Origin of the sequence: Pseudonocardia xinjiangensis (assembly GCF_050948425.1) — a bacterium.
Classification (GTDB): Bacteria; Actinomycetota; Actinomycetes; order Mycobacteriales; family Pseudonocardiaceae; genus Pseudonocardia; species Pseudonocardia xinjiangensis.
The window spans coordinates 7629151-7650378 of sequence record NZ_CP192009.1 but is presented as its reverse complement, the minus strand read 5'-3'; the positions used below and the strand labels follow the sequence as shown (position 1 = coordinate 7650378).

Annotated in this window: 18 protein-coding genes and 1 tRNA gene; 9 read left to right on the top strand and 10 right to left on the bottom strand. The window is 73.0% G+C overall.

Features of this window, described 5'->3' with window-relative positions; translation table 11 throughout:
- Positions 1-30: 30 nt before the first annotated feature.
- Positions 31-921 carry a Gfo/Idh/MocA family protein gene (locus ACQPZA_RS36185; RefSeq protein ID WP_433276992.1) on the top strand — a complete coding sequence of 297 codons (891 nt, stop codon included), beginning with the start codon at positions 31-33 and terminating at the stop codon, positions 919-921.
- A 9-nt stretch (positions 922-930) separates the two neighbouring features.
- Here ACQPZA_RS36185 and ACQPZA_RS36180 read toward each other — a convergent pair whose 3' ends face one another.
- The 4 genes from ACQPZA_RS36180 to ACQPZA_RS36165 form a co-directional block, all read right to left on the bottom strand.
- On the bottom strand, positions 931-3699 hold the full coding sequence (locus ACQPZA_RS36180; protein ID WP_433276990.1) for a hypothetical protein: 2769 nt from the start codon (positions 3697-3699) through the stop codon (positions 931-933).
- 94 nt (positions 3700-3793) lie between these two features.
- Positions 3794-4384: a hypothetical protein gene (locus ACQPZA_RS36175; protein ID WP_433276988.1), complete on the bottom strand. Its 591-nt coding sequence runs from the start codon at positions 4382-4384 to the stop codon at positions 3794-3796.
- On the bottom strand, positions 4381-4845 hold the full coding sequence (locus ACQPZA_RS36170; protein WP_433276986.1) for a RidA family protein: 465 nt from the start codon (positions 4843-4845) through the stop codon (positions 4381-4383). Before ACQPZA_RS36170 ends, ACQPZA_RS36175 begins: the two co-directional genes overlap by 4 nt.
- Before the next feature lie 4 nt (positions 4846-4849).
- The gene (locus tag ACQPZA_RS36165; protein ID WP_169395013.1) at positions 4850-5029 is read right to left on the bottom strand and encodes a hypothetical protein; all 180 of its coding nucleotides are present in this window, start codon (positions 5027-5029) and stop codon (positions 4850-4852) included.
- A 73-nt stretch (positions 5030-5102) separates the two neighbouring features.
- Between ACQPZA_RS36165 and ACQPZA_RS36160 the strand changes: the two genes are divergently transcribed.
- Both ACQPZA_RS36160 and ACQPZA_RS36155 read left to right on the top strand, forming a co-directional pair.
- On the top strand, positions 5103-6131 hold the full coding sequence (locus tag ACQPZA_RS36160) for an ArsA-related P-loop ATPase (RefSeq protein WP_433276984.1): 1029 nt from the start codon (positions 5103-5105) through the stop codon (positions 6129-6131).
- A 20-nt stretch (positions 6132-6151) separates the two neighbouring features.
- The gene (locus ACQPZA_RS36155; protein ID WP_433276982.1) at positions 6152-7327 is read left to right on the top strand and encodes an ArsA family ATPase; all 1176 of its coding nucleotides are present in this window, start codon (positions 6152-6154) and stop codon (positions 7325-7327) included.
- A gap of 11 nt (positions 7328-7338) precedes the next feature.
- Here ACQPZA_RS36155 and ACQPZA_RS36150 read toward each other — a convergent pair whose 3' ends face one another.
- The gene (locus ACQPZA_RS36150) at positions 7339-7701 is read right to left on the bottom strand and encodes a WhiB family transcriptional regulator (protein ID WP_433276980.1); all 363 of its coding nucleotides are present in this window, start codon (positions 7699-7701) and stop codon (positions 7339-7341) included.
- A gap of 155 nt (positions 7702-7856) precedes the next feature.
- Here ACQPZA_RS36150 and ACQPZA_RS36145 point away from each other — a divergent pair, with 155 nt between their 5' ends.
- The 5 genes from ACQPZA_RS36145 to ACQPZA_RS36125 all read left to right on the top strand — a co-directional run bounded on the left by ACQPZA_RS36145 (position 7857) and on the right by ACQPZA_RS36125 (position 16950).
- Positions 7857-10292, top strand: a complete 2436-nt coding sequence (locus tag ACQPZA_RS36145; protein ID WP_433276978.1) for a penicillin-binding protein — start codon at positions 7857-7859, stop codon at positions 10290-10292.
- 93 nt (positions 10293-10385) lie between these two features.
- Positions 10386-10706: a hypothetical protein gene (locus tag ACQPZA_RS36140; RefSeq protein ID WP_433276976.1), complete on the top strand. Its 321-nt coding sequence runs from the start codon at positions 10386-10388 to the stop codon at positions 10704-10706.
- 215 nt (positions 10707-10921) lie between these two features.
- On the top strand, positions 10922-12946 hold the full coding sequence (locus ACQPZA_RS36135; protein ID WP_211173916.1) for a bifunctional MFS transporter/dTMP kinase: 2025 nt from the start codon (positions 10922-10924) through the stop codon (positions 12944-12946).
- Positions 12947-12956: 10 nt separating this feature from the next.
- Positions 12957-14108, top strand: coding sequence for a DNA polymerase III subunit delta' (locus ACQPZA_RS36130; RefSeq protein ID WP_433276974.1), 1152 nt, complete (start codon positions 12957-12959; stop codon positions 14106-14108).
- Positions 14109-14142: 34 nt separating this feature from the next.
- Entirely contained in the window at positions 14143-16950 is a 2808-nt protein-coding gene (locus ACQPZA_RS36125) for an ATP-binding protein (RefSeq protein WP_433276972.1), read from the top strand.
- Between the two features lie 288 nt (positions 16951-17238).
- Here the strand turns inward: ACQPZA_RS36125 and ACQPZA_RS36120 are convergent, their stop codons facing one another.
- Positions 17239-17967 (bottom strand): class I SAM-dependent methyltransferase, encoded by a 729-nt coding sequence (locus ACQPZA_RS36120; RefSeq protein ID WP_433276969.1) that lies wholly within the window; start codon positions 17965-17967, stop codon positions 17239-17241.
- 130 nt (positions 17968-18097) lie between these two features.
- On the opposite strand from ACQPZA_RS36120, the gene ACQPZA_RS36115 reads away from it, so the two are divergent.
- Positions 18098-18171: transfer RNA gene (locus ACQPZA_RS36115), tRNA-Thr, on the top strand.
- 295 nt (positions 18172-18466) lie between these two features.
- Here the strand turns inward: ACQPZA_RS36115 and ACQPZA_RS36110 are convergent.
- The 4 genes from ACQPZA_RS36110 to ACQPZA_RS36095 all read right to left on the bottom strand — a co-directional run bounded on the left by ACQPZA_RS36110 (position 18467) and on the right by ACQPZA_RS36095 (position 21134).
- Complete coding sequence (locus ACQPZA_RS36110; protein ID WP_433276967.1) at positions 18467-18856, bottom strand: ester cyclase; 390 nt, start codon at positions 18854-18856, stop codon at positions 18467-18469.
- A gap of 42 nt (positions 18857-18898) precedes the next feature.
- Positions 18899-19648, bottom strand: a complete 750-nt coding sequence (locus tag ACQPZA_RS36105) for an SDR family NAD(P)-dependent oxidoreductase (protein WP_433276965.1) — start codon at positions 19646-19648, stop codon at positions 18899-18901.
- A gap of 14 nt (positions 19649-19662) precedes the next feature.
- Positions 19663-20400: an SDR family NAD(P)-dependent oxidoreductase gene (locus ACQPZA_RS36100; protein ID WP_433276963.1), complete on the bottom strand. Its 738-nt coding sequence runs from the start codon at positions 20398-20400 to the stop codon at positions 19663-19665.
- Positions 20401-20525: 125 nt separating this feature from the next.
- The gene (locus tag ACQPZA_RS36095; RefSeq protein WP_433276961.1) at positions 20526-21134 is read right to left on the bottom strand and encodes a TetR/AcrR family transcriptional regulator; all 609 of its coding nucleotides are present in this window, start codon (positions 21132-21134) and stop codon (positions 20526-20528) included.
- Between the last annotated feature and the right edge of the window lie 94 nt (positions 21135-21228).

The window sequence follows — 21228 nt, the reverse complement described above, 5'->3', positions numbered from 1 at the left end:
ACTAACCCGGGGCCGGGCAGGATGGGTCCCGTGGATCAGCTGCGCGTTGGCCTGGTCGGTGGTGGCCCTTGGGCCCGGACGGTGCACGGGCCCGCGCTCGCGGCGCACCCCGCCGCGGAGATCACCGCGGTCTGGACCCGCAGACCGGAAGTGGCCGATGAGCTCGCCGCCGACCTCGGCGCCCGTGCGCACACCCGGTTCGACGACCTCCTCGAGGACGTCGACGTCGTCGCCTTCGCCGTTCCGCCGCAGGTGCAGGGCGAGCTGGCCGTGCGGGCCGCCGCCGCGGGGCGCCACATGATCTGCGAGAAGCCGCTCGCCGGTTCCGTCGAGGACGCACGTGCGGTGGTGGCCGCCGTGCAGCAGGCGGGGGTCCACTCCTCGATGGTGCTGACGCTGCGCCACGCCCCGGCCGTGCGCGACTGGCTCGCCGCCCTCCCGTCGGTCCCGGCCGGTCCGGGCACGGTGGCCACGGCGCGCTGGCTGTCCGGAGCGCTGCTCGGCGGCCCGTACTCCACATCGGCGTGGCGGATCGAGAACGGCGCGCTGCTCGACGTCGGCCCGCACGTGATCGACATGCTCGAAGCTGCCGTCGGCCCGGTCGCATCGGTCGGCTGGGCGCACCACGACCAGCCCGACCTGTGGCGGTTCGGCCTGGTGCACGAGGGCGGGGCCCAGAGCACCGTGACGATGTCGATGCGGCTGCCCATCGATCCCACGGAGACCGAGTTCGCCGTGTTCGGCCGGGGGGTGTCGCACCGGCTCGCCGGCCGCGTCGCCGACGCGCGCACCTGTTACGCGTCGCTGCTCGACGAGCTCGTCGCCGCCGTCACCGGTTCGGGTCCGGCACCGGAACTCGGCGTGGAGCGCGGCCTGCGGCTGCAGGAGCTCGTGGAACAGGTCCGCGCCGCCGCAGGCTGACTGACGGTCTCAGCCGGCCAGATCGGGTGGGTCGGACCGCGGCGTGCCGTTGTGGCCGTTGCTGCTCGAGCCGTTGGAACCCGAGCCGTTGGCGATTCCGGCCCGGCGGACCACGCGCGGCCTGCGCCCCTCCGAGAGCTCGGCCTGCAGCCGGGCGAGCAGCTGCCGATCCTCATCGCTGAGCCGCGCCAGCGACTCCGGGCGCAGCCCGAGCTCGGCCGCCCCCGCGACGGGTTCTGGTTCCGGAGCGTCCTGGGGACGGGTCTCGGCAACCGGTGCCGGCTCGGGAGCGGGCCGGTCCGTCTCCTCCCAGGTGGGCTCGGCAGCCGGCTCCGCTGCCCGGTTGCCCTGCTCGGAGTTCTCGTCGGCGTAGCGGTGCCGGGGGATGCGTCGGGGCGCCGGACGGGGTTCGCGCCGATCCAGCTCGACGGGCGGCGGTGCCGCCTCGGGGGAGTCGTCCTCCGCCACGGCGGCGTCGGCGCTCGGCTCCTCGGCGAGGTCCGACGGCGCCATCGCCCACGATCCCGAGAGCCACTCGGACGACCAGTCGTCCTGCTCGCGCGCCAGGTCGGGGTCGTCGGCCACGGTGTTGGCGCCCACGGGTGCGCTGTCCGCCGGCTCGTCGCTGCCTGCGGGGTCGGCGGGTGCTGCGGCCTCGTCCACGGCCTCGCTGCCTGCGGGGTCGCTGTCCGCGATGTCGATGGCGTCGACGCCGCCCGGGGTGCTGGTCGCGGGAGGGACCGGTGGGTCGTTGTCGATCGTCGGGTCGAGCAGCGGTGCCAGCAGGGGTTCACGCAGCGGCCCGCTGAGGGGGTCGTTCAGCGCGTCGAAGGCAGGTCTCTCGCCCAGTTCACGCGACAGGTCGCCGTTGCGGGCTTCCTCATGTGCCGGGTGCGGCGGGTCGACGGGTTCGGCCGGATGCAGGACCCGCTCGGGGGGAGGCTCGGCTGCCGGAGGCTCGGTGGCCTGTTCCCCGAGGGGGCCTTCCGGGTGCACCGGTGGCGGGGCCGGGTTGCGGCGCACCAGCGGGATCGGGGCCAACGTGGGACGCGGGTTGTGGGGAGCGGAGGGCCGCGGCCGGGCGATCGGACCGGGCACCGGCGGGCCGGCGGAAGGGCGGGGCCGGTCCTCCTCCCGCTGCTCGACGGCAGGCGCGTTCTGGTCGGCGGGAGGCGTCGCGTTCTCGGGGGCGGGCGACCCCGCCGGGCGGGGCTGGACGGCCGGCATGGACTCCGTGCCCGCCTCCGACGGGTCGACGGGCTCCGGGCCCGCGGCGGGGGTGCGGCGCGGAAGCGGACGCGCGGGTGATGCGGGCCGCGGGTCGGCCGGGGCGTCGGACGGACGCAACGGGCCGCCCAGCAGGCCGACGACGTCGGGTTGCGGTGCTGCCAGCGGGTGGCGTCCCGGCCGCCTGCTGGGAAGCGGGGGCGCGACGTCGGGTGCGGGGCGCTCCGCCACCGGGCGTTCCGGCAGCGGGCGCTCGGACGCACCACGCTCGGCCACACCACGCTCGGGCGGTGGGCGCTCCGAGACAGTGCGTTCCGGCAGTGGGCGTTCCGGCAGTGGGTGCTCCGGTGTAACGCGTTCGGGCAGCGGGTGCTCCGGCGCAGCGCGCTGGGACACGTCGCGCTGGGCCACGTCGCGCTGGGGCAGAGGACGCTGAGGCAGCGGGCGCTCCGAGGCAGTGCGCTCCGAGGCAGTGCGCTGCGGCAGTGGGTGCTCCGGCAGCGAGTGCTCCGAGGCAGGGCGCTCGGCGAGAGGGTGCTCCGGCGCAGGGCGCTGGGCCACGTCGCGCTGGGGCAGCGGGCGCTGGGGCAGTGGGCGCTCGGGCAGCGGGTGCTCCGAGGCAGCGCGTTCGGCCAGGGGATGCTCCGCCGCGGGGTGCCCGGACGCGGCGCGCTGGGGCAGTGGCCGCTCCGGCGCAGGGCGCTCCGAGGCGGCGCGCTGGGGCAGTGGGCGGTCGGGAAGGGGGCGCTCCGAGGCGGCGGGCTCGGCCAGGGGGTGCTCCGATGCCGGGCGCTCGGACGCGGTGCGCTGGGGCAGCGGGCGTTCGGGCAGCGGGTGCTCCGAGGCCGGGCGCTCGGCGAGAGGGTGGTCCGGCAGCGGGCGCTCGGACGCAGTGCGCTCGGGCTGTGGGCGCTCGGCCAACCAGTCGGGACGGCCCGTGCTGCGCTCGCCCTCCGCGTCCCACCGGATCGGGCGGGCGTGGCGCAGGGCGGCGGCGTGGTAGTCGGAGACGGGCGTGCCCGCGGTGAGGACCTCGACGGAGGACGGGACGCCGGCCCGTTCGAGGATGACGGCGAGCTGGTAGGCAAGCACGTCGGTGGCCCGGGACCCCGGCTGGACCTCCACCAGCACCACCGGATGCGGCAGGGGGCCGGGTGCCGAGCCGGCGGGCGTCAGGCGGTGGGCGACCAGGACACGGCAGCCCTGCAGCTGCCGGGCAGGCACGGCCAGCAGGGCGGCGGCCACGATGTCATCGGGCGGCCCGGGCTCGAACAGGTGCTCGGAGGGGCCGCCCTGGCCGGGCGGGGGAAGCGTGGCCTCCGGGTCGAGATCGGTGCGTGCGGCGCGAGCCGCAGCCACGAGAGCGGCGCGCGCGGGCGGGGGAAGCACAACGCGGGCGGCCATCAGGCTCGCGGTGAGGATCTCGACGGCGTGGGCGTCCTCGCCGACCGCGACCAGTTCCCGTGCCCAGGCGAGCAGGTCGTCGTCCACTCGGCCGGCCAACGACAGCAGCAGGTCGTGCGTCGTCTCCGGTGACGTCTCGTGTTCCACTCGGCCCCCTCCCCGTCCCGCCGGTCATCTGCCGACTGCCCTGCGGCAGCTGGCACCGCCGGGTGTCAGCCCCCCGCCTGTCACGCGACGCGCGTCAGGCCCCGACGAGCTCGGCCGGGGAGTGCCACAGCGATGCGGATCCAATGATGACTGCCTGGTGGTACGCCGGTGGCTCTCCGTGCGGCGGGAGCACCTCCACGCACGGTGTGCGGTCGCCGTGCGCCCGCAGCACCCGCTGCAGCACGCCCGTGAGGACCCACGGTCGCTCGCCGCCCGACACCAGCACGACCCGCTGCCTGCCGCGGCCACCGGTGCGCCGGCTCTGGCGCAGCTCCACACAGCCGGGGTGGCCGCGGACCACGGCGGCCAGGCTCAGTGCTGCCGGGTCCAGGCCCTCGGGCACCGCTTCGAAGGTGAAGAAGAGCTCATCGGGACCGTGGGAGGGCAGGATCGTGTCGAGCAGCCGCCGCTCGGCGCCCCACTCGCCGACGGAGGCCACGAGAAGGTCCCGCTCGTCGTCAGTGAGCCCGACGCGGTGACGCAGCAGCTCCCGCGGCAGGGTGGCGCTGAGCGCGGCCCGGCCGCCGTCGGCGAGCCAGTCGCGCAGCCGCCAGAGCAGGTCGTCGGGCAGCCTGCCGGCCAGCCGGACCAGGAGGTCGTGGCACGCCTGGTCGGGGGCGCTCACGGCCCCTCGACCTCGACGACCAGCTCCACCTCGACCGGAACGCCCAGTGGCAGCTCGGCCACGCCCACGGCGGAGCGGGCGTGCCTGCCGGCCTCGCCGAAGATCTCGCCGAGCACGTCCGAAGCCCCGTTGATCACGCCCGGTTGCCCGGTGAACCCGGGGGCCGAGGCCACGAACCCGACGACCTTCACGACGCCGGTGACCGAGTCGATCCCCACCAGGGCGTCCACGGCGGCGAGAGCGTTGAGCGCGCAGATCCGGGCGAGGCGGTAGGCCTCGTCGGGGTCGACCTCCGCGCCGACCTTGCCGGTGCCGGCCGGCTTGCCGTCGACGAAAGGCACCTGGCCCGAGGTGAACACCAGGGAGCCCGTGCGGCGCGCCGGGATGTACGACCCCGCGGGCGCGGCGACGGACGGGAGGACGATGTCCAGCTCACGCAGCCGCTCGCTCGTGGAGGCCATGCCGTCAGCCTCGGACCGGTCGCTTGAACCAGGCGACGAGCTGCTCGGGGCTGGCACCGGTGGTGACGGCCACCAGCTCCCAGCCGTCGCGCCCGAAGTTGTTGAGAATCGCCTGCGTGCTGTGGATCAGCACCGGAGCTGTGAGGTATTCCCATGTCGTGACAGGTGACCCGGGGGCGCTCATGAACGGTCACTGTAGCCAGCGCCTCATTCCGTTCAGGCGGCCGGGCGGACGCAAGCTCCGTAACCTGACAGACGTGACGTCTTCCGCGTGGCCTGCCGCGCTGTCCGCGGCCCGCCTGCACGTCGTCTCCGGCAAGGGCGGTACCGGCAAGACCACGGTGGCCGCTGCGCTGGCGCTGGCGCTGGCATCCGGGGGGCGGCGCACACTGCTCATCGAGGTGGAGGGGCGTCAGGGCATCGCCCAGCTGTTCGACACGCCCCCGCTGCCGTACGAGGAGCGCAAGATCGCCGTGGCTCCCGGCGGTGGCGAGGTCAGGGCCCTCGCGGTGGACGCCGAGGCAGCGCTCCTGGAGTACTTCGAGCTGTTCTACCGGCTGGGGATGGCGGGGCGCACGTTACGCCGGATGGGTGCGATCGAGTTCGCCACCACGCTCGCCCCCGGCCTGCGCGACGTGCTGCTCACCGGCAAGGCGAAGGAGTGCGTGAACCGTCGCGGGCCCGACGGGCTGCCCGTCTACGACGCCGTGGTGCTCGACGCCCCGCCCACCGGCCGGGTCGTGAGCTTCCTCGACGTCACCAAGGCGATGGCCGACCTCGCGAAGAGCGGGCCCATCCACAGCCAGGCCGCGGGGGTGGTGCAGGTGCTGCACTCGGAGCTGACCGCCGTCCACCTCGTGACGCTGCTGGAGGATCTGCCGGTGACCGAGACGCTCGAGACCGTCGACGAGCTGGCCGCCACCGGCTTCCCCATGGGCGCGGTGATCGTCAACCGGGTGCGGCCGCAGTGGCTCCCGGACCGTTCCGTGGCGGCTGCCGCCAACGGACGGGTGGACGCCGAGCGGATCCGCGCCGGACTGTCGACGGCCGGCCTCGACCTTCCTCCGGACGTGATCGACGGCCTCGTCGCCGAGACCGTCGACCACGCGGTGCGGGTGCACGCGGAGGCCACCGCGCTCGCCCGGCTCGACGAGGGGCCGCCGCTGCCCCGGCTGGAGCTGCCCCAGCTGGTGGACGGCGTGGACCTCGGCTCGCTCTACGAGCTGGCGGAGACACTCGTCGAACAGGGCGTGTCGGTGCCCACGCTGAGCGGGGCCCACTCGTGAGCCCCGGCCGCGTCCCTCCCGTGCTGGACGTCGACGCGCTGCTCGACGACCGGGACACGCGCGTGCTGGTCTGCTGCGGCTCCGGTGGTGTCGGCAAGACCACCACATCGGCCGCGCTGGCACTACGGGCCGCGGAGCGCGGCAGGCGCACGGTGGTGCTCACCATCGACCCGGCCCGACGGCTCGCCCAGGCGCTGGGCCTGGAGGCGCTCAGCAACGAGCCTGGCCGCGTGGCGGCCGTCGGCGGCAACGCCGATGAGCCGGGTGAGCTGCACGCGATGATGCTGGACATGCGCCGGACCTTCGACGAGATGGTCTACACCCACGCCGAGCCCGGGCGCGCCGAGTCGATCATCGACAACCCCTTCTACCAGACCATCTCCTCATCGTTCTCCGGCACGCAGGAGTACATGGCGATGGAGAAGCTGGGCCAGCTCGCGGCCACCGGCGAGTGGGACCTGATCGTGGTGGACACCCCGCCGTCCCGCTCGGCGCTGGACTTCCTCGATGCGCCCCAGCGGATGTCGAACTTCCTCGACGGCCGGATGATCCGGCTGCTGTCGGCTCCCGCGCGTGCGGGAGGGCGTGGCCTCCGGAAGATCGTGGGGGCCGGCTTCACCCTCTTCGCCAAGGCGGTGTCCACGATCCTGGGCGGCCAGCTGCTGGCCGACGCCTCGGCGTTCGTGCAGGCGTTCGACACGATGTTCGGTGGGTTCCGCGAGCGCGCCACGGCCACGTACGCCCTGCTGCGCTCGCCCGGCACCGCGTTCCTGGTGATCGCCGCCCCGGAGCCGGACGCCCTGCGCGAGGCCGCCTACTTCGTGGACCGGCTCTCCGCCGACGAGATGCCCCTCGCCGGTCTGGTGCTCAACCGCACCCATCCCGTGCGGGCGCAGCTGTCGGCGACGAAGGCGCGCGACGTCGCCGATGGGCTGCGGGGTGCGCCGCTGGCGGCCGCGGTGCTGCGGCTGCACGCCGATCGGGTGGACCTCGCCGAGCGCGAGGAGCGGCTGCTCTCCCGCTTCACCAGCGCACACCCCGCCGTCGCCGTGACCAAGGTGCCCGTGGTGGCCGGCGACGTGAGCGACCTCGACGGGCTCCGCGAGATCGGCACGCGGCTCGCGGCGGGCGACGAGGCCCCGGAGGCCGCGCGCACCGCCACGGAGCGGCCGCTGCGCTCGGCCAGGGCCCGGTAGCCCACCGGCCCTCACGCGGACTCCTCGAGCGCCTCCAGCGGCTCCGACTCCTGCTCCAGCACCCTGGCGAGCGCGTCGGCCGTCTCCTCCGCCGTGGACGCGTAGTGCGCGGTGCGGGCGTCGGCGAGCAGCTCGGACCACGACCCCACCTCGGGCCGGGTGCGCAGCAGCGCGCGCCGCTCCCGTTCGGTCATGCCGCCCCAGACGCCGAACTCGATGCGCTGGTCGAGCGCATGGGCCAGGCACTCCGTACGGACCGGGCAGGCACGGCAGAACCGGCGCGCCTCCCGCTGCCTGGCCCCGGTCACGAACAGCCCGTCGGCGTCGACCGCCCGGCACCGAGCCGCCACCCGCCAGTTCCACCGACCCGCCATGGCTCCCGCTCCTCCTCCTGAAGTCGTGATCGTCACGACCGGCACAGACGGATTCTGGGAGCCAGTGGTTCCACGTGGAACCGAGCAAAACTACTCAAGTCGGTTGAAGGTGACCTGACGGAAGGACCACGCGGTCCCGCGTACCCTCAATGCCCGTGAGCTCTCGGCGACATCTCCTGCGACCAGCGGGCCTGCTGCTCGGACTCTGCGTGCTCGCCGGGCTGGTCGCCGCGGGGATGGCGTTCCCCGTCGCCGCAGGCCTCGGGCTGGCGTCCAGCGATGTGGGAGACAGCGTCAACAGCGTCTCCACCGACCTGGTGGACGAGCCGCTGCCGCAGACGAGCACGGTCACCGACTCCGCAGGCGTCCCCATCGCCAGGTTCTTCGAGCAGAACCAGAACCGGCGCCCCGTCGCGGCGGGGGAGATCTCGCCCGCCATGAAGGCCGCGATCGTCGCGGTGGAGGACCGGCGCTTCTACCAGCACCAGGGCGTCGACTGGCAGGGCACGCTGCGGGCTCTCGTCGCCAACTCGGCCTCCGGCGACGTCGTGCAGGGCGCGTCCACGCTCACCCAGCAGTATGTGAAGAACTACATGCTCTACGTAGAGGCAGAGACCGAGACCGAGCAGCTCAAGGCCACCGAGCAGACTCCGGCCCGCAAGCTCAAGGAAGCTCAGATCGCCCTGCAGATGGAGCAGGCGCTGAGCAAGGAGGAGATCCTCACCCGCTACCTGAACATCGTCTCGTTCGGCAACGGGGCCGCCGGGATCGCCTCGGCGGCGCGCATCTACTTCGACACCACCCCCGACCAGCTCACGGTCGCGCAGTCGGCCCTGCTCGCGGGCATGGTGCGCAGCACCACGGCGTTCGACCCGGTCACCAAGCCGGAGGCCGCGCTGGAGCGGCGCAACCTCGTCATCCTCCAGATGCGTGACCAGCAGATGATCGACGAGACGCAGACGCAGGCCGCGCTGGCCGCTCCCCTGGGCGTGGTCAGCCCGCTGCGGTCCCAGCCCAACGGGTGCATCGGGGCGGGCGACGCGGGGTTCTTCTGCAAGTACGTGGCCGAGTACCTCAGCGAGGCCGGGTTCTCGCAGGAGCAGCTCAACCGCGGCGGCTACACCATCAAGACCACGCTCGACCGCAACGTCCTGGACAAGATGAGAGCCTCGCTCATCGCGGAGGTCCCGCCGGACCAGCCCAACGTCGCCAACGTCATGTCGGTGGTGGCGCCGGGGCAGGACAAGCACCGCGTGCTCGGCATGGCGTCGAGCCGCAACTTCGGCCTCGACGCCGAGGCGATGGAGACGAGCTACGGGCTCCCCTTCGAGCCGGTCAACCTGGGTGCCGGGTCCACCTACAAGATCTTCACCGCGTCCACGGCGCTGGAGAAGGGCCTGGGCATCAACTACCAGCTCGCCGTGCCGCCGAGCGGCTACGCCTCGCCGATCTACGTCGACGGCAACGGTCGTCCCCTGCCCGTCCAGAACGCGAGCAGCGGGCTCCCGGAACGCCTGTCGCTCACCGATGCGCTCGCGCTCTCACCAAACACGGCGTTCATCAAGCTCGAGGAGTTCACCGGGGTGCCCGACGTGGTCGACATGGCGGTGCGGCTGGGCATGCGCTCGCTGGCCACCACCCCGTTCGTCGACCCGGCCACCGGACGTGCCACCGACCGCTCGATCGCCGAGGTCACCAAGGCGCAGAAGCAGGCCTCGTTCACGCTCGGGGTGAGCCCGACGAGCGTGCTGGAGCTGTCCAACGTCGGTGCCACCCTCGCCAGTGCGGGCAAGTGGTGCCCGCCCAGCCCGATCGAGTCGATCACCGACCCGGCAGGCAACCCCGTCCCCATCACCGAGGCGCCGTGCCAGCAGGCCGTCGAGCCGGGGCTGGCCAACGCGATGATGAACGCGCTCAGCAAGGACGACATCAGCGGCACCTCGGCCGGGGCGGCGCGCCAGGTCGGATGGAACCGGCCGATGGCGGGCAAGACCGGCACCACACAGCAGCACAAGTCGGCTGCGTTCGTCGGCATCGTCCCCCAGATGTCCGGCGCCGTGATCGCCTTCGACAACTCCAGCTCGCCCCGGCCGCTCTGCGACGGTGCAGGCTCGCCGTTCGCCTGCCGCAGCGGCAACATCTTCGGAGGCAAGACGCCTGCCGAGACGTGGTTCGGCGCGATGAAGCCCTTGCTCGAGGGCCAGCCCGTGCTGCCGCTGCCACCCGTTGAGCAGCGGTACCTGGAGGGTGGCGCCGAGTCGCGTGTCCCCGACGTCGTGGGCCGCAGCCAGAACGACGCCCGCGGTGTCCTGGAGCGGGCCGGCTGGACCGTCTCGACGCGCACGGTCGACAACGCCGCGGCCCGCGGCACCGTGATAGGGCAGAGCCCGCGCGGCACCGCCCTGCCCGGCGAGGTCATCGTGCTGAGCATCAGCAGCGGATCCGTACCGCCGCCGCCCGCGGCTCCGAGTGCGCCCCCGCAGGCGGGGCAGCCGCCGGCCGGTGACCAGCCCCCGCCCACCCAGGACGGTGGCAACAGTGACGGCAACGGCGACGCGAACGACAGCGGCGACGAGGACGACGGCGGCTGATCGGGTGGTCCGTCCGCCCGGCCGTGTGGTCGGTGTGGCGCGTTCCGCCCGGCGGGGCACGGAAGGCCCGGCCCGGGCCTAACATCCGCCCCCATGACTCCGGGGCCGGGTGATGCACCGTTCGACCGGGACGGCAGCCCGCCGTTCCGTGCACCCTCCGACGAGGCCGACCGGCGAGAGGAGGCGTCCTCGCCGTCCGGGACCGTGCCACCCGGTCGCCCCGCCGGGCCGGGCCGTCCGCCTGCGTGGCCCGGTCGCCCGGAGGCCCGTCCTCCCGTGGTCGAGGAGATCGCCGTACTCGGCTTCTCCCGGCACCTCAGGAGCCGGATCGGCACCCGGCTGTTCACGTGGTTCTTCGTGCTGGTCTTCGCCCTGATCCTCGTCCAGCTGGTCGCGTCCCTCCTCCATCCGTAGGACGGGGACACGGGCCGGCCCCTCCCTGAGAAGTCTCACGAAGGGCTGAGAAGGCGCTGTGAGTGACGCGCCCGGATGCGAATGAAGTCGGTCCGTCCGGCTACCCTGGTCGATCGACGGCGGCCACCGGTCCGCCGCAGGCCGGCCCGGTGCGCGGCCGCCTGCCGAGGAGGTGAGGAGCGATCGGTTCCGAGTCCGCTCCGACCAGTGCGCGTATGCCGGAGCTGTCGGCGCCCACCTCGCACCGCGTGCGCAGCGTGCTGGCGATCCCCGCTTTCCGCCGGTTGTGGCTGGTCACGTCCGTCTCGGCCACCTGCGACTGGCTGAGCCTGCTGGCGCTGTCCGCGCTGGCCACCCAGCTCACCAGCGGCTACCAGGCGCAGAGCTTCGCGCTGGGTGGCGTCGTCGCCACCAAGCTGCTGCCTGCGCTGGTCCTCGGTCCACTCGCGGGTGCGCTCGCCGACAAGTTCGACCGGCGCCGGGTGATGGTCGTGTGCGACCTGCTGCGGTTCGGCCTGTTCGTGTCAATCCCACTGCTGGGCTCGCTGTGGTGGCTGTTCGTCGCCACGTTCCTCATCGAGATCTGCGCGTTGTTCTGGATCCCGTCCAAGGACGCCTCGGTACCCAACCTGCTGCGCAGGCCCGACCAGGTCGAGACCGCCAACCAGCTCGCACTGGTCATGACCTACGGCGTCGCGGTGATCACCGGTGCCGGTCTGTTCACGCTGCTCTCCAGCGCCGGCTCGTTCTTCGGTGGCTCGGCGCTGTCGATGGTGTTCGTGGCGCTGGTCCTGAGCGGGATCGCCTACCTGGTCATCGCGCTCACCGTCTGGTTCCGCATCCCGGAGATCTCCGGCCGCGCGATCGGGAACCGGGCTGTCGCGCCCGGCGTGCTCGCCATGATGCGCGACGGCGCGGCGTTCGTCGTGCGCACTCCGATGATGCGCGGCCTGGTGTTCGGCATCGTCGGCGCCTTCGCGGCCGGTGGCACCGTCGTGGGCTCGGCCACGCTGTATGCGGCCAGCCTCGGTGGCGGCAACGCCGCGTACGGCGTGCTGTTCGCCGCCGTGTTCGTCGGGCTCGCGCTCGGGATGGGCTCCGCGCCGCGGCTGGCGCGCCGCCTCCCGCACAACCGGCTGTTCGGCGCCGCGATCGTCGCCGCCGGGTTGGCGCTGGTGCTGGTGGCCATCGCGCCCCACCTGTTCGTGGCGATCGTCGCGGTCATGCTCGTCGGTGGCTTCGCCGGCATCGCGTTCCTCACCGGCCTCACGATCATCGGCTCGCAGGTGGCCGACGAGATCCGCGGCCGGATCGTGGCGTTCGTGCAGTCGATCGTGCGCCTCACCCTGCTCGGGTCGATGGCGCTGGTGCCGCTGTTCGTCGGCCTGGTGAGCGCCCGGCACATCGAGGTGCTCGGCTACCCGTTCCTCGTCGACGGCACCCGCGTCGTGATGCTGGTGGGCGGTCTCGTCGCCGCGGGCGTGGGAATGCTCGCCTACCGGCAGATGGACGACCGCCGCACCGAGCCGATCCTGCCCGACCTGCTCGCTGCGCTGCGTCGCGGCGACCTGCGGTCGGGCACCGGCCTGCTGATCGCCGTCGAGGGCGCCCCGGCGGAGGCCACCACCGAGCAGGCCGCGCGGCTGGCCACGCGCCTGCGCGACGCCGGTCATGTCGTGGTCGTGCTCGACGACGGTGAGCGCGACCGTGAGCGTTGGGCCGCCGCCACCCGGGAGGCGGCGTTGTCGGGCAGGCGGGCGAAGGCACTGGCCGCTGCGGCGGTGCGGGCCGACCAGGTCGAGCGCGTCGTCCGGCCCGCGCTGGAGAGCGGCGCCGTGGTGGTGGTCGACCGCTTCCTGGTGAGCCCGCTGGTGCAGTTCGGCGTGGCGGCCGACCGGGCGCAGTCCGAGCTCGACCCCGGTGAGCTGGAGAACCTCGCGGCGTGGGCCACCGGCAGGTTGCGCCCCGACGTGTCCGTGCTGCTCGACCGCGCCCCCGAAGAGCCCTCCACCGAGGCGCGCGGCATCTCCGGTGAGGAGCACGTGCGGGTGCAGCGGCTGCTCACCCGCATGGCAGCCGCCGAGCCCCACCGCTACGTCGTCATCGACGCCGACGGCACGTCCGACGAGGTGGCCGAGCGGGTCTTCAGCGGCATCCAGCCGCTCCTGCCCCAGCGGCCGGCCACATCGGACGACGACGCGGTCCCGCAGGCCCCGGCCCCGGCTCCCACCGCGCCGTGACGGTCCGGCCATGACCGTGTGGGACGAGGTCGTCGGCCAGCCGTCCGCCGTCGCCGAGCTCAGCGCCGCCGCCGAGAACCCTGCCGCGATGACCCACGCGTGGCTGTTCACGGGCCCGCCGGGCTCGGGGCGGTCGGTGGCGGCCAGGGCGTTCGCGGCCGCGCTGCAGTGCCCGCTCCACGGTTGCGGGCACTGCCAGTCCTGCCACACGGTGATGGCGAGCACCCACTCCGACGTGCGGGAGGTCGTCCCGGAGGGGTTGTCGATCTCGGTGCGGTCGATGCGGCAGCTCGTGCAGTCCGCCGCCCGCCGTCCGGTGAGCGGGCGCTACCAGATCCTGATCATCACCGACGCCGACCGGCTCACCGAGAACGCCGCCAACGCGCTGCTCAAGTTCATCGAGGAACCTCCCGACCAGACGATCTTCCTGCTGTGCGCGCCGTCCGACCACCCGGAGGACGTCCAGATCACCATCCGCTCGCGGTGCCGGCCGGTGCCGTTGCGCACACCGGCGCCCGAGGCCATCGCCGACGTGCTGGTGCGTCGCGACGGGATCGACGCGGAGACGGCGAGCTGGGCCGCGTCGGTCGCGGGTGGCCACGTCGGCCGGGCCCGCAGGCTGGCCCGCGACGCCGACGCCCGCAAGTACCGCGAGACCGTGCTGTCGCTGCCGATGCGGATCCGCGGGCTGGGCGACGCGTTCGCCTACGCCGGTGAGCTGGTGCGCAACGCGAAGGCCGAGGCCAGCGAGCTGAGCGAGACCCGCGACGCCACCGAGCGCGAGGAGCTGGCCGTCGCCATGGGTGCGGGTGGAGTGGGCAAGGGCGTCGCCGCGGCCGCCCGAGGGGCGAAGGCGGCGGAGAAGGACCTGGAGCGCCAGCAGAAGTCGCGCAACACGCGCACCCAGCGCGACGCGATCGACCGCGCGCTGGTCGACCTGGCCGGGTTCTTCCGCGACACCCTGGTGGCGGGCAGTGGCGCGCAGGTGGCGTTGACCAACCCCGACCGTTCCGCCGACATCAGGCGGGCCGCCGCCGAGTGGTCGCCCGAGTCGGTGCTGCGGAGGCTGGAGGCCGTGCTGGCCTGTCGCACGGCGCTGGACCAGAACGTCAAGCCGGAGATCGCCGTCGAGTCGATGATGACGGCCCTGCATCGGGGTTGATCAGGGGGTCGTACCTCCGGGCAGAATCACCCGCGTGAAGCAGGACGGGGTTGCGGAGGCGTCCATCTCCGTTCGCGAGGCCGAGGTGCTCGCCGCGGTCGGCGAACACCTCACCAACGCCGAGATCGCCACCCGCCTCTTCATCTCGATCCGCACGGTCGAGAGCCACGTGTCGTCGCTGCTGCGCAAGTTCGGGGCGAGCGATCGGCGTGCCCTGTCGCTGCTCGCCGCGCAGCGGTCGCGCGATCCCGCCCCGTCCGGGGACACGTCCCGGCGGGTCGCCCCGTTGCCGTCGCCGCTCACGTCGTTCGTCGGCCGGACGAGCGAGCGGGTCGAGCTCGCGGCCGCTCTGAGCGGGCCCCGGCTCGTCACCGCCGTCGGGCCGGGCGGGGTCGGGAAGACGCGCCTCGCGCTGGCGGTGGCTGCCGATGTGAGCGGGCGGTTCGCCGACGGCGTGTGGTACGCCGACCTGGTGCCGGTGGCCGATCCCCTGATGGTCGCCTCGGCGGTGGCCGGGGCGATCGGGCTCGGCGAGCAGCAGGGGAGGTCGACGGAGGACACGGTGCTCGCGTGGGCGGCCGACCGCCAGGCCCTGTTCGTGCTGGACAACTGCGAGCACCTGCTGGACGGGGTCGCGCTGCTGGTGGAGCGGCTACTGGCACGCAGCCCCGGGCTCGTCGTGCTGGCGACGAGCCGCGCGCGGCTGCTGCTGCCGTTCGAGCGGGTCGTCCCGGTGGCCGGGATGTCCGTCCCGGTCGGGGACGACGCCGAGGACGGTGACGCCACCACGCTCTTCGAGGAACGCGCCGCCGCCGCGGGCTCTCCGGTCACCGCCGCGGATCGGAGCCGGATCGCGCGGATCTGCCGCGGCCTGGACGGTGTGCCACTGGCGATCGAGCTGGCGGCGGCCCGGTTGCCCTCGCTGGGGGTGGACGGGCTCGAGGCCGGCCTGGCCGACCGGCTCCAGCTGCTCACCGGCGCGCGCCGCGTCGACAGCAGACACAGCTCGCTGCGGTCGATGCTGGACTGGAGCTACGCCCTGCTCGACGAGCAGGCGCAGGCGGTGCTGCGCCGGGCTGCGGTGTTCGCCGGGCCGTTCCGCGCCGAGGACGCGGCGGCGGTGGCGGGCTGGGCTCCGGTGGCGGTGCGCGACATCGGCGTGCACCTGGCCGCGCTCGCCGACCACAGCCTGCTGGTGCCGACGACAGCGTCTGACGGCACCCGCTACCGGGTGCTGGAGGCCGTCCGTCAGTACGGTGCCGAGCTCCTCGAGGACACCGGGGAGCTCGTCGAGTGCCGGGCGCGGCATCTGCGCTGGTCGGGCGAGGCAGCGGCGGCCCTGCTCGCCGACAGCGACGTCGAGGCCGTCGGGTGGCGGACGACCTTCGACCGGCTCGCCGACGAGCTGAGAGCCACCCTCGCCTGGTTCGCACCCCGCCCGGAGCATCGTCAGGTCGCCTACGAGGGGAAGGGGCTGCTCGCGGCCCTGTGCCACCGCCGCGGCCTGTCGAGGGAGGCGCAGTGGCGCTACGAGCAGGCTGCCGCGTTGGCCCCGGACGACGCGCGGGCCGCCGTGGCGTTGCACATGGCTGCGGGCGCGGCGGAAGCGCAGCTGGCCGGCGAGGAGGCGGTCCGGTTGCGCCGTGCCGCTGCGGCCGCGGCCCTGCGCGCGGACGAGCCGGAGCGTGCCGCCCGGGAGCTGGCTCAGGCCGCAGAGCTGATGAACCGGGGCCCGGGGACCTTCGCCCACCCGGCGTCGCCGGACGTGGTGCGCGCGCTGCTGGACGAGGCCCGGCCGTACGCGGGCGGCGACCTCGTCGCGCAGGCGCGGCTCGCCACGGCGGAGGCGTTCGTGGTGCCCGAGACCGATCCGGGGGCGGCGCAGGCGGGGGAGCAAGCGCTGGAGCTGGCGCAGCGAGCGGGTGACCGGCTGGCCGAGAGCGCGGCGCTGGACCGGCTCACCACCGTGCAGCTCGCCGGGGGTGAGGCGCGTGCGGCGTTGGCGAGCGCGCTGCGGCGCATCGAGTTGCTGGCCCCGGTGGCGCTCGACGCCGACGCGGGGTTCGAGCTGTCCGACGCCCACATCATGGCGGTCGAGTCGGCGATCGCGGCGGGCGATCTGCGGGAGGCGAGGCGGGTGGCCGAGCGCGTCCGGGATCTGCCCCTGCACCGCGAGGTCGGCCACGTCGCGGTCGCGCGCCTGCTGACCGTGTCCCTGCTGGACGGTCACTGGGACGGCGTGGTCGCTGCCGGCGAACGTTTCCGGGAGGGCTGGGAACGTGCGGGCCGACCGCGCGTCCCCACGCTCCGCCGGGCCGCCCACGCCGTGGCCACGGTGCACGGCCTGCGCGGTGAGGCCGACAGCCGCGCCACCTGGATGTCGATCTTCGACGCGCTGGAACCCCTGTGCCGCCCGCTGCACGACAAGAACCCTCGCGCGTTCTTCGACGCCCTCGTGCTGCTCCACCTCGATCAGCCCGATGAGGCGCTGCGCCTGCTCGCCGTGCCCCCGGACGAGATCCACGGCTGGTACCAGGGGATCTGGCGTCCCTGGTACGGGGCACTGTGGGTGGAGGCGGCGGTCCTCGCCGACCAGCCGGCCGCGGCCGAGCGGGCCTCGACCGTCCGTCCGGCCATCGGCGACAACCCGGTCGCGGCCGCGGTCGTCGACCGTGCTGCCGCCCTCGCCGCGGGCGACCGCGCGGGCGTGCTGGCTGCGGCCCGTGCCCTGGAGGCTGCCGGTTGCCGCTACCAGTGGGCCCGCAGCCTCGTCCTCGCCGGTGGCGCCGAGCGGGCCCGAGGTGAGTCGGCGCTCCGCGCCATGGGCGCAACGCTCGTCTGACACCGCGGCACGCACGGACGGCACCGACCAGCAGTTCCGTGTCCGCTCCGTGCCGGCCACGGATGTCCGGAGGCTCCGCACAGCCGATCGTGGAACACGTCGCCCACCACCGGAAACAAGGACGTGACCACAGTGTTCAGCGAGATCTTCACCGCCGCAGTCGCGAACGACCACCACCGTGCCCTGCTCGCCGAGGCCGACGCCTACCGGCTCGCCCTCGCGGCCGCACCGGCCCCACGGGTCCGGACCCGGCTCGTGCGCCTGGCCGCCCTCGTCCGGCGCGGCAGCTCAGACCCGGGCCGACAGGTCGGGCATCGTGAAGTAGATCATCGGGTTGTCGCCGGCACCCCGGATCGGAGCGAGCCCCAGCTCGTCGCGCAGGCTGTTGAGGGCGTTGTAGTCGGCGCGTGCCTTCGCCCGTGACGGCGTGAAGAACGGGACCTCCCGCTCGTCCAGCCAGCGGACCACGACCTTGCCCTCGTGCAGCGGCAGCGTCACCGGGAAGTGGAAGACGTCGTGCACGCTCACCGGGATGCCGGCCGGCACCCGCGGGAACAGGTTCTCGACGTACCAGTGCGCGAAGCGCGAGTTGTGCGCGGCGTCGACGAACAGGTAGCCCGTGTCGGCGGGCACCTGGTCGAGGGTGTCCTTGATGTCGCCCTTCACGAACGTCCAGCGGCCCTCGGCGAGGTCCTCCGGCACGTTGCGCACCACGTTGTCGATGATGTCGAAGCTGTGCAGGTGCCCCGACCCGTTGTCCCGCAGCGCGCTGAGGATCCACGTCGTCGACCACCCGTGGAACGTCCCGAGCTCCATCACCGAGCTCGGCTTCGTGGCCCGCAGGAGCAGGTAGGTGATCTCCGCCTCGAGGTCGTCGAGCTGGGGCGTCATCGTCGCCTTCATCGACTCGGCGTACTCGCGCTGGGCCTTCCCCACGGCAGCCAGCTCGCCCGCGAACTCGCGGTACAGCTCGCTGACGTACCCCAGGTCGATCAGCTTCACCGGACGGTCCTCCATGTGGATCTCTCCTGACGCCGAGTCGGGCAACTGTATCGGCCGGTCCAGGGCGTGCCGGACAGGGCGACCGGCACCGGACGGTGGGCGTCGGGGGCGCGGAGGCGGTCGCTACACTGAGCACGCACCATCGGCCGCCTTAGCTCAGTCGGTTAGAGCGACGCACTCGTAATGCGTAGGTCTGGGGTTCGACTCCCCAAGGCGGCTCCGCAGCTCACAGGTCCTTCGAGGGGACCTTTGGTCGTTCTCCGGAAGGCTCGTGGTCGTCAGTTCGCGCGACGCCCGTGGGGTCGAGCGTTCGCCATCACTGCCCGGGTGACCCTCGTCGTTGCCCGTCTCGTTCCTGCTGATCCCGGCCAGGGACGGGGGAGATCGACCGGGCGACCGATGAGGTCCGCGGGGCTGGGCCGCCCGGTCAGCAACCTGCAGTCAGGTTCCGTGACGATGCTCCGCATCCGCGTGCGGGGTAGGCGCGGGGGTACTGGTACAGCAATCGACAGTCTTACGCCGCTAGCTGGTGCTGCAGGGCCTCGGCGTCGTGCAGGGCCGACATGTGCAGGAACCGCCCGTCGCGGACCGTGTAGATGGCGTACTCGACGATCTTGATCGGCGCGCCGCTCGGAGCCACGCCGAGCCACTCCTTCACGGGAGTTCCGGTGTTGATCAGTCGCGCGGCCAGACGATCGCCGTCGATGGCGATTTCCTGGGTCTCCCAGTGGAAGTCGGGTACTGCATCGGCGATCCCGCGCAACTGGGCGATGACATCGTCCCGGGTGGCCGGCTCGCTCTGCAGGGTGATGGTGTCGTGGATGAACTCGTGCATGCGGTCGAACTCGTGGGCGTTGAGCGCCTCGATGTAGCGCTCGTAGAAGTCGCGCAGGTTGCTGGGCATGGTTGTCCTCTCTGTGGCGGCGGATGGGTTGAGGTCGAGGGTTCAGACCTGTGCGTAGCCGCCGTCGATGAACCACTCGGCGCCGTTGACGTACCCCGCGGCGTCCGACGCCAGGAACGTCGCGGCTGCGGCGATCTCGTCGGGATCGCCGATGCGCCCGAGCGGCACTGCGGTGGCGAACCGGTCCAGGAGCGCCGCCTGCTCGTCCACGGGCGCGAGACCCAACAGCGCGGGGGTCCTGGTCGGGCCGGGGCTCAGCACGTTGACCCGGAAGTCATGAGCCTTCGAGTTGACCGTCCAACTGCGCGCGAAGTTGCGCACCGCCGCCTTCGTGGCGCCGTAGACCTCGAGGCCGGGATCCGGCCGCACCGACGTGGTCGACCCGATCAGGATCACGGACGCTCCTGACGACAACAGGGGAATCGCCTTCTGCACGCCGAAGACGACCCCCTTCACGTTGGCGGCGAACGAAGCGTCGAAATGCTCCTCGGTGATGTCGCCGAGGGCGGCAACGGTGGGATCGGCCGCATTGGCCACCAGGACGTCGATCCGTCCGGCCCGCTCGTTCACGATGTCGTAGAGCCGGTCCAGGTCGGCCATATTGCTCACGTCGCACTGCACGGTGACGGCCTGGGATCCGAGCTCGTCCGCAGTGGCGTCCAACTGCGTCTTTCGGCGCCCTGCGACGAACACCAGCGCGCCCTCCGCGACGAAGCGACTCGCGATACCCAGCCCTATCCCGCTCGTACCTCCCGTGATCACGGCGACCTTGCCGATCAGTTGTCCAGTCATTCCGCTCCCTCCGGTCAGGCCACGAGCTCTCCGCCGTCGACGACGATGTCGGCGCCGTGGACGAAGCTGCTCTGGGCCGAGGCGAGGAAGGTCACGGCAGCGGCGATCTCCTCCGGGGCGGCGAGCCGCTCGGCGGGCACGGCGGCCGCGATCGCCGCCTTCGTCTCTTCGGCGCGATCGCCGAGGACGTCGAACAGCGGTGTGTCGGTCGGACCGGGCGAGATCGCGTTGACGCGGATGCCCCGGCCGCGCAGCTCGTTGGTCCAGGTGCGCGCGTAGGAGCGGATGGCCGCCTTCGACGCCCCGTACGGACCCAGGCCGGCCATGCCGTTCACGCTGGCCGTCGAGCTCGTGAGGATCACCGATGCGCCGACGTTGAGCAGCGGAAGGGCCTTCTGCACGGTGAGCACGGTGCCCTTGACGTTGATGTCGAAGACCCTGTCGTGAGCCTCCTCGGTGAGCTCTTCCAGCGTGGCGAGGTGGTTGACGCCCGCGTTGGCGAACAGGACGTCGAGCCCCTGCCCGCGCTCGCGCACCTGCTGGTACAGCCGATCCAGATCGGCGGCGACGCTGACGTCACCGGGCACCGCCGTGGCGTCGCCGATCGCGGCCACCGCCTTCTCCAGCTCCTCCACGCGCCGCCCGGTGACGAACACGTGGGCACCCTCTGCGGCGAAGCGCCGTGCTGTGGCCAGGCCGATTCCGGTGCTGCCGCCGGTCACGACGGCGGTCTTTCCTTCGAGCAGTCTCATGAGACGAACCCTCCCCGAGTTCTGCATCGATCGATGCGGAACTCGACGCTAGCACATTCCGCATCGATCGATGCAAAACGGGACGCGGGCGTCGAGCTAGGGAGGAGTGAGACGTGTGGTCGACCTCAGAGGAGCGGCCACTGACGAAGGATGGCGTCGGCTATCGCCCGGAGCTCCTCCTGGTCGACGCCGCTCGCAGCCTGCACGGCGATGCCGTAGGCCACGGTGGTGACGAGACGGGCGAGCAGTCCAGGATCGACCTCCGGGGGCAGGTCGCCGTCGTCGACGGCTCGCGCGAACCGATCGCGGACGAGGGTGCAGGTGTCGTCCCGCCAGGCGGCGAGGAGGTCGCGGACCTGTCGTCCCGAGTCGCTGGTGGCCAGGGCGCCCTGGACCCCGAGGCACCCGTGAGGGTTGTCGGGGCGAGTGGTGGTCAGGATGGTGCCGGCCAGGATCGCGGAGGCGACGCCGAGAGCGGTCGGCTCGTCCAGGGCCCGGTGCAGGTAGGCGCTCGGGCCTTCGGAGTAGCGATCGAGGGCCTTGCGGAAGAGTTCCTCCTTGTTGCCGAAGGTCGAGTACATGCTGGTGGTGGAGATGCCCATCGCGCCGGTCAGGGTGGACAGACTGGCCCCCTCGTAGCCCTGCTCCCAGAACACCCGCAGGGCGCGCTCGAGAGCCTCGTCGACGTCGAATCCTCGCGGTCGACCGGTGGGGCGGCGCTGTTCGGTCTCCATCGCCCCAGATTACCTTTTTCGCATCGATCGCTGCGGAACTCTGGCTACGCTCGCGCATCGATCGATACAGAGGCCACATGCAGCCGCCGCACCG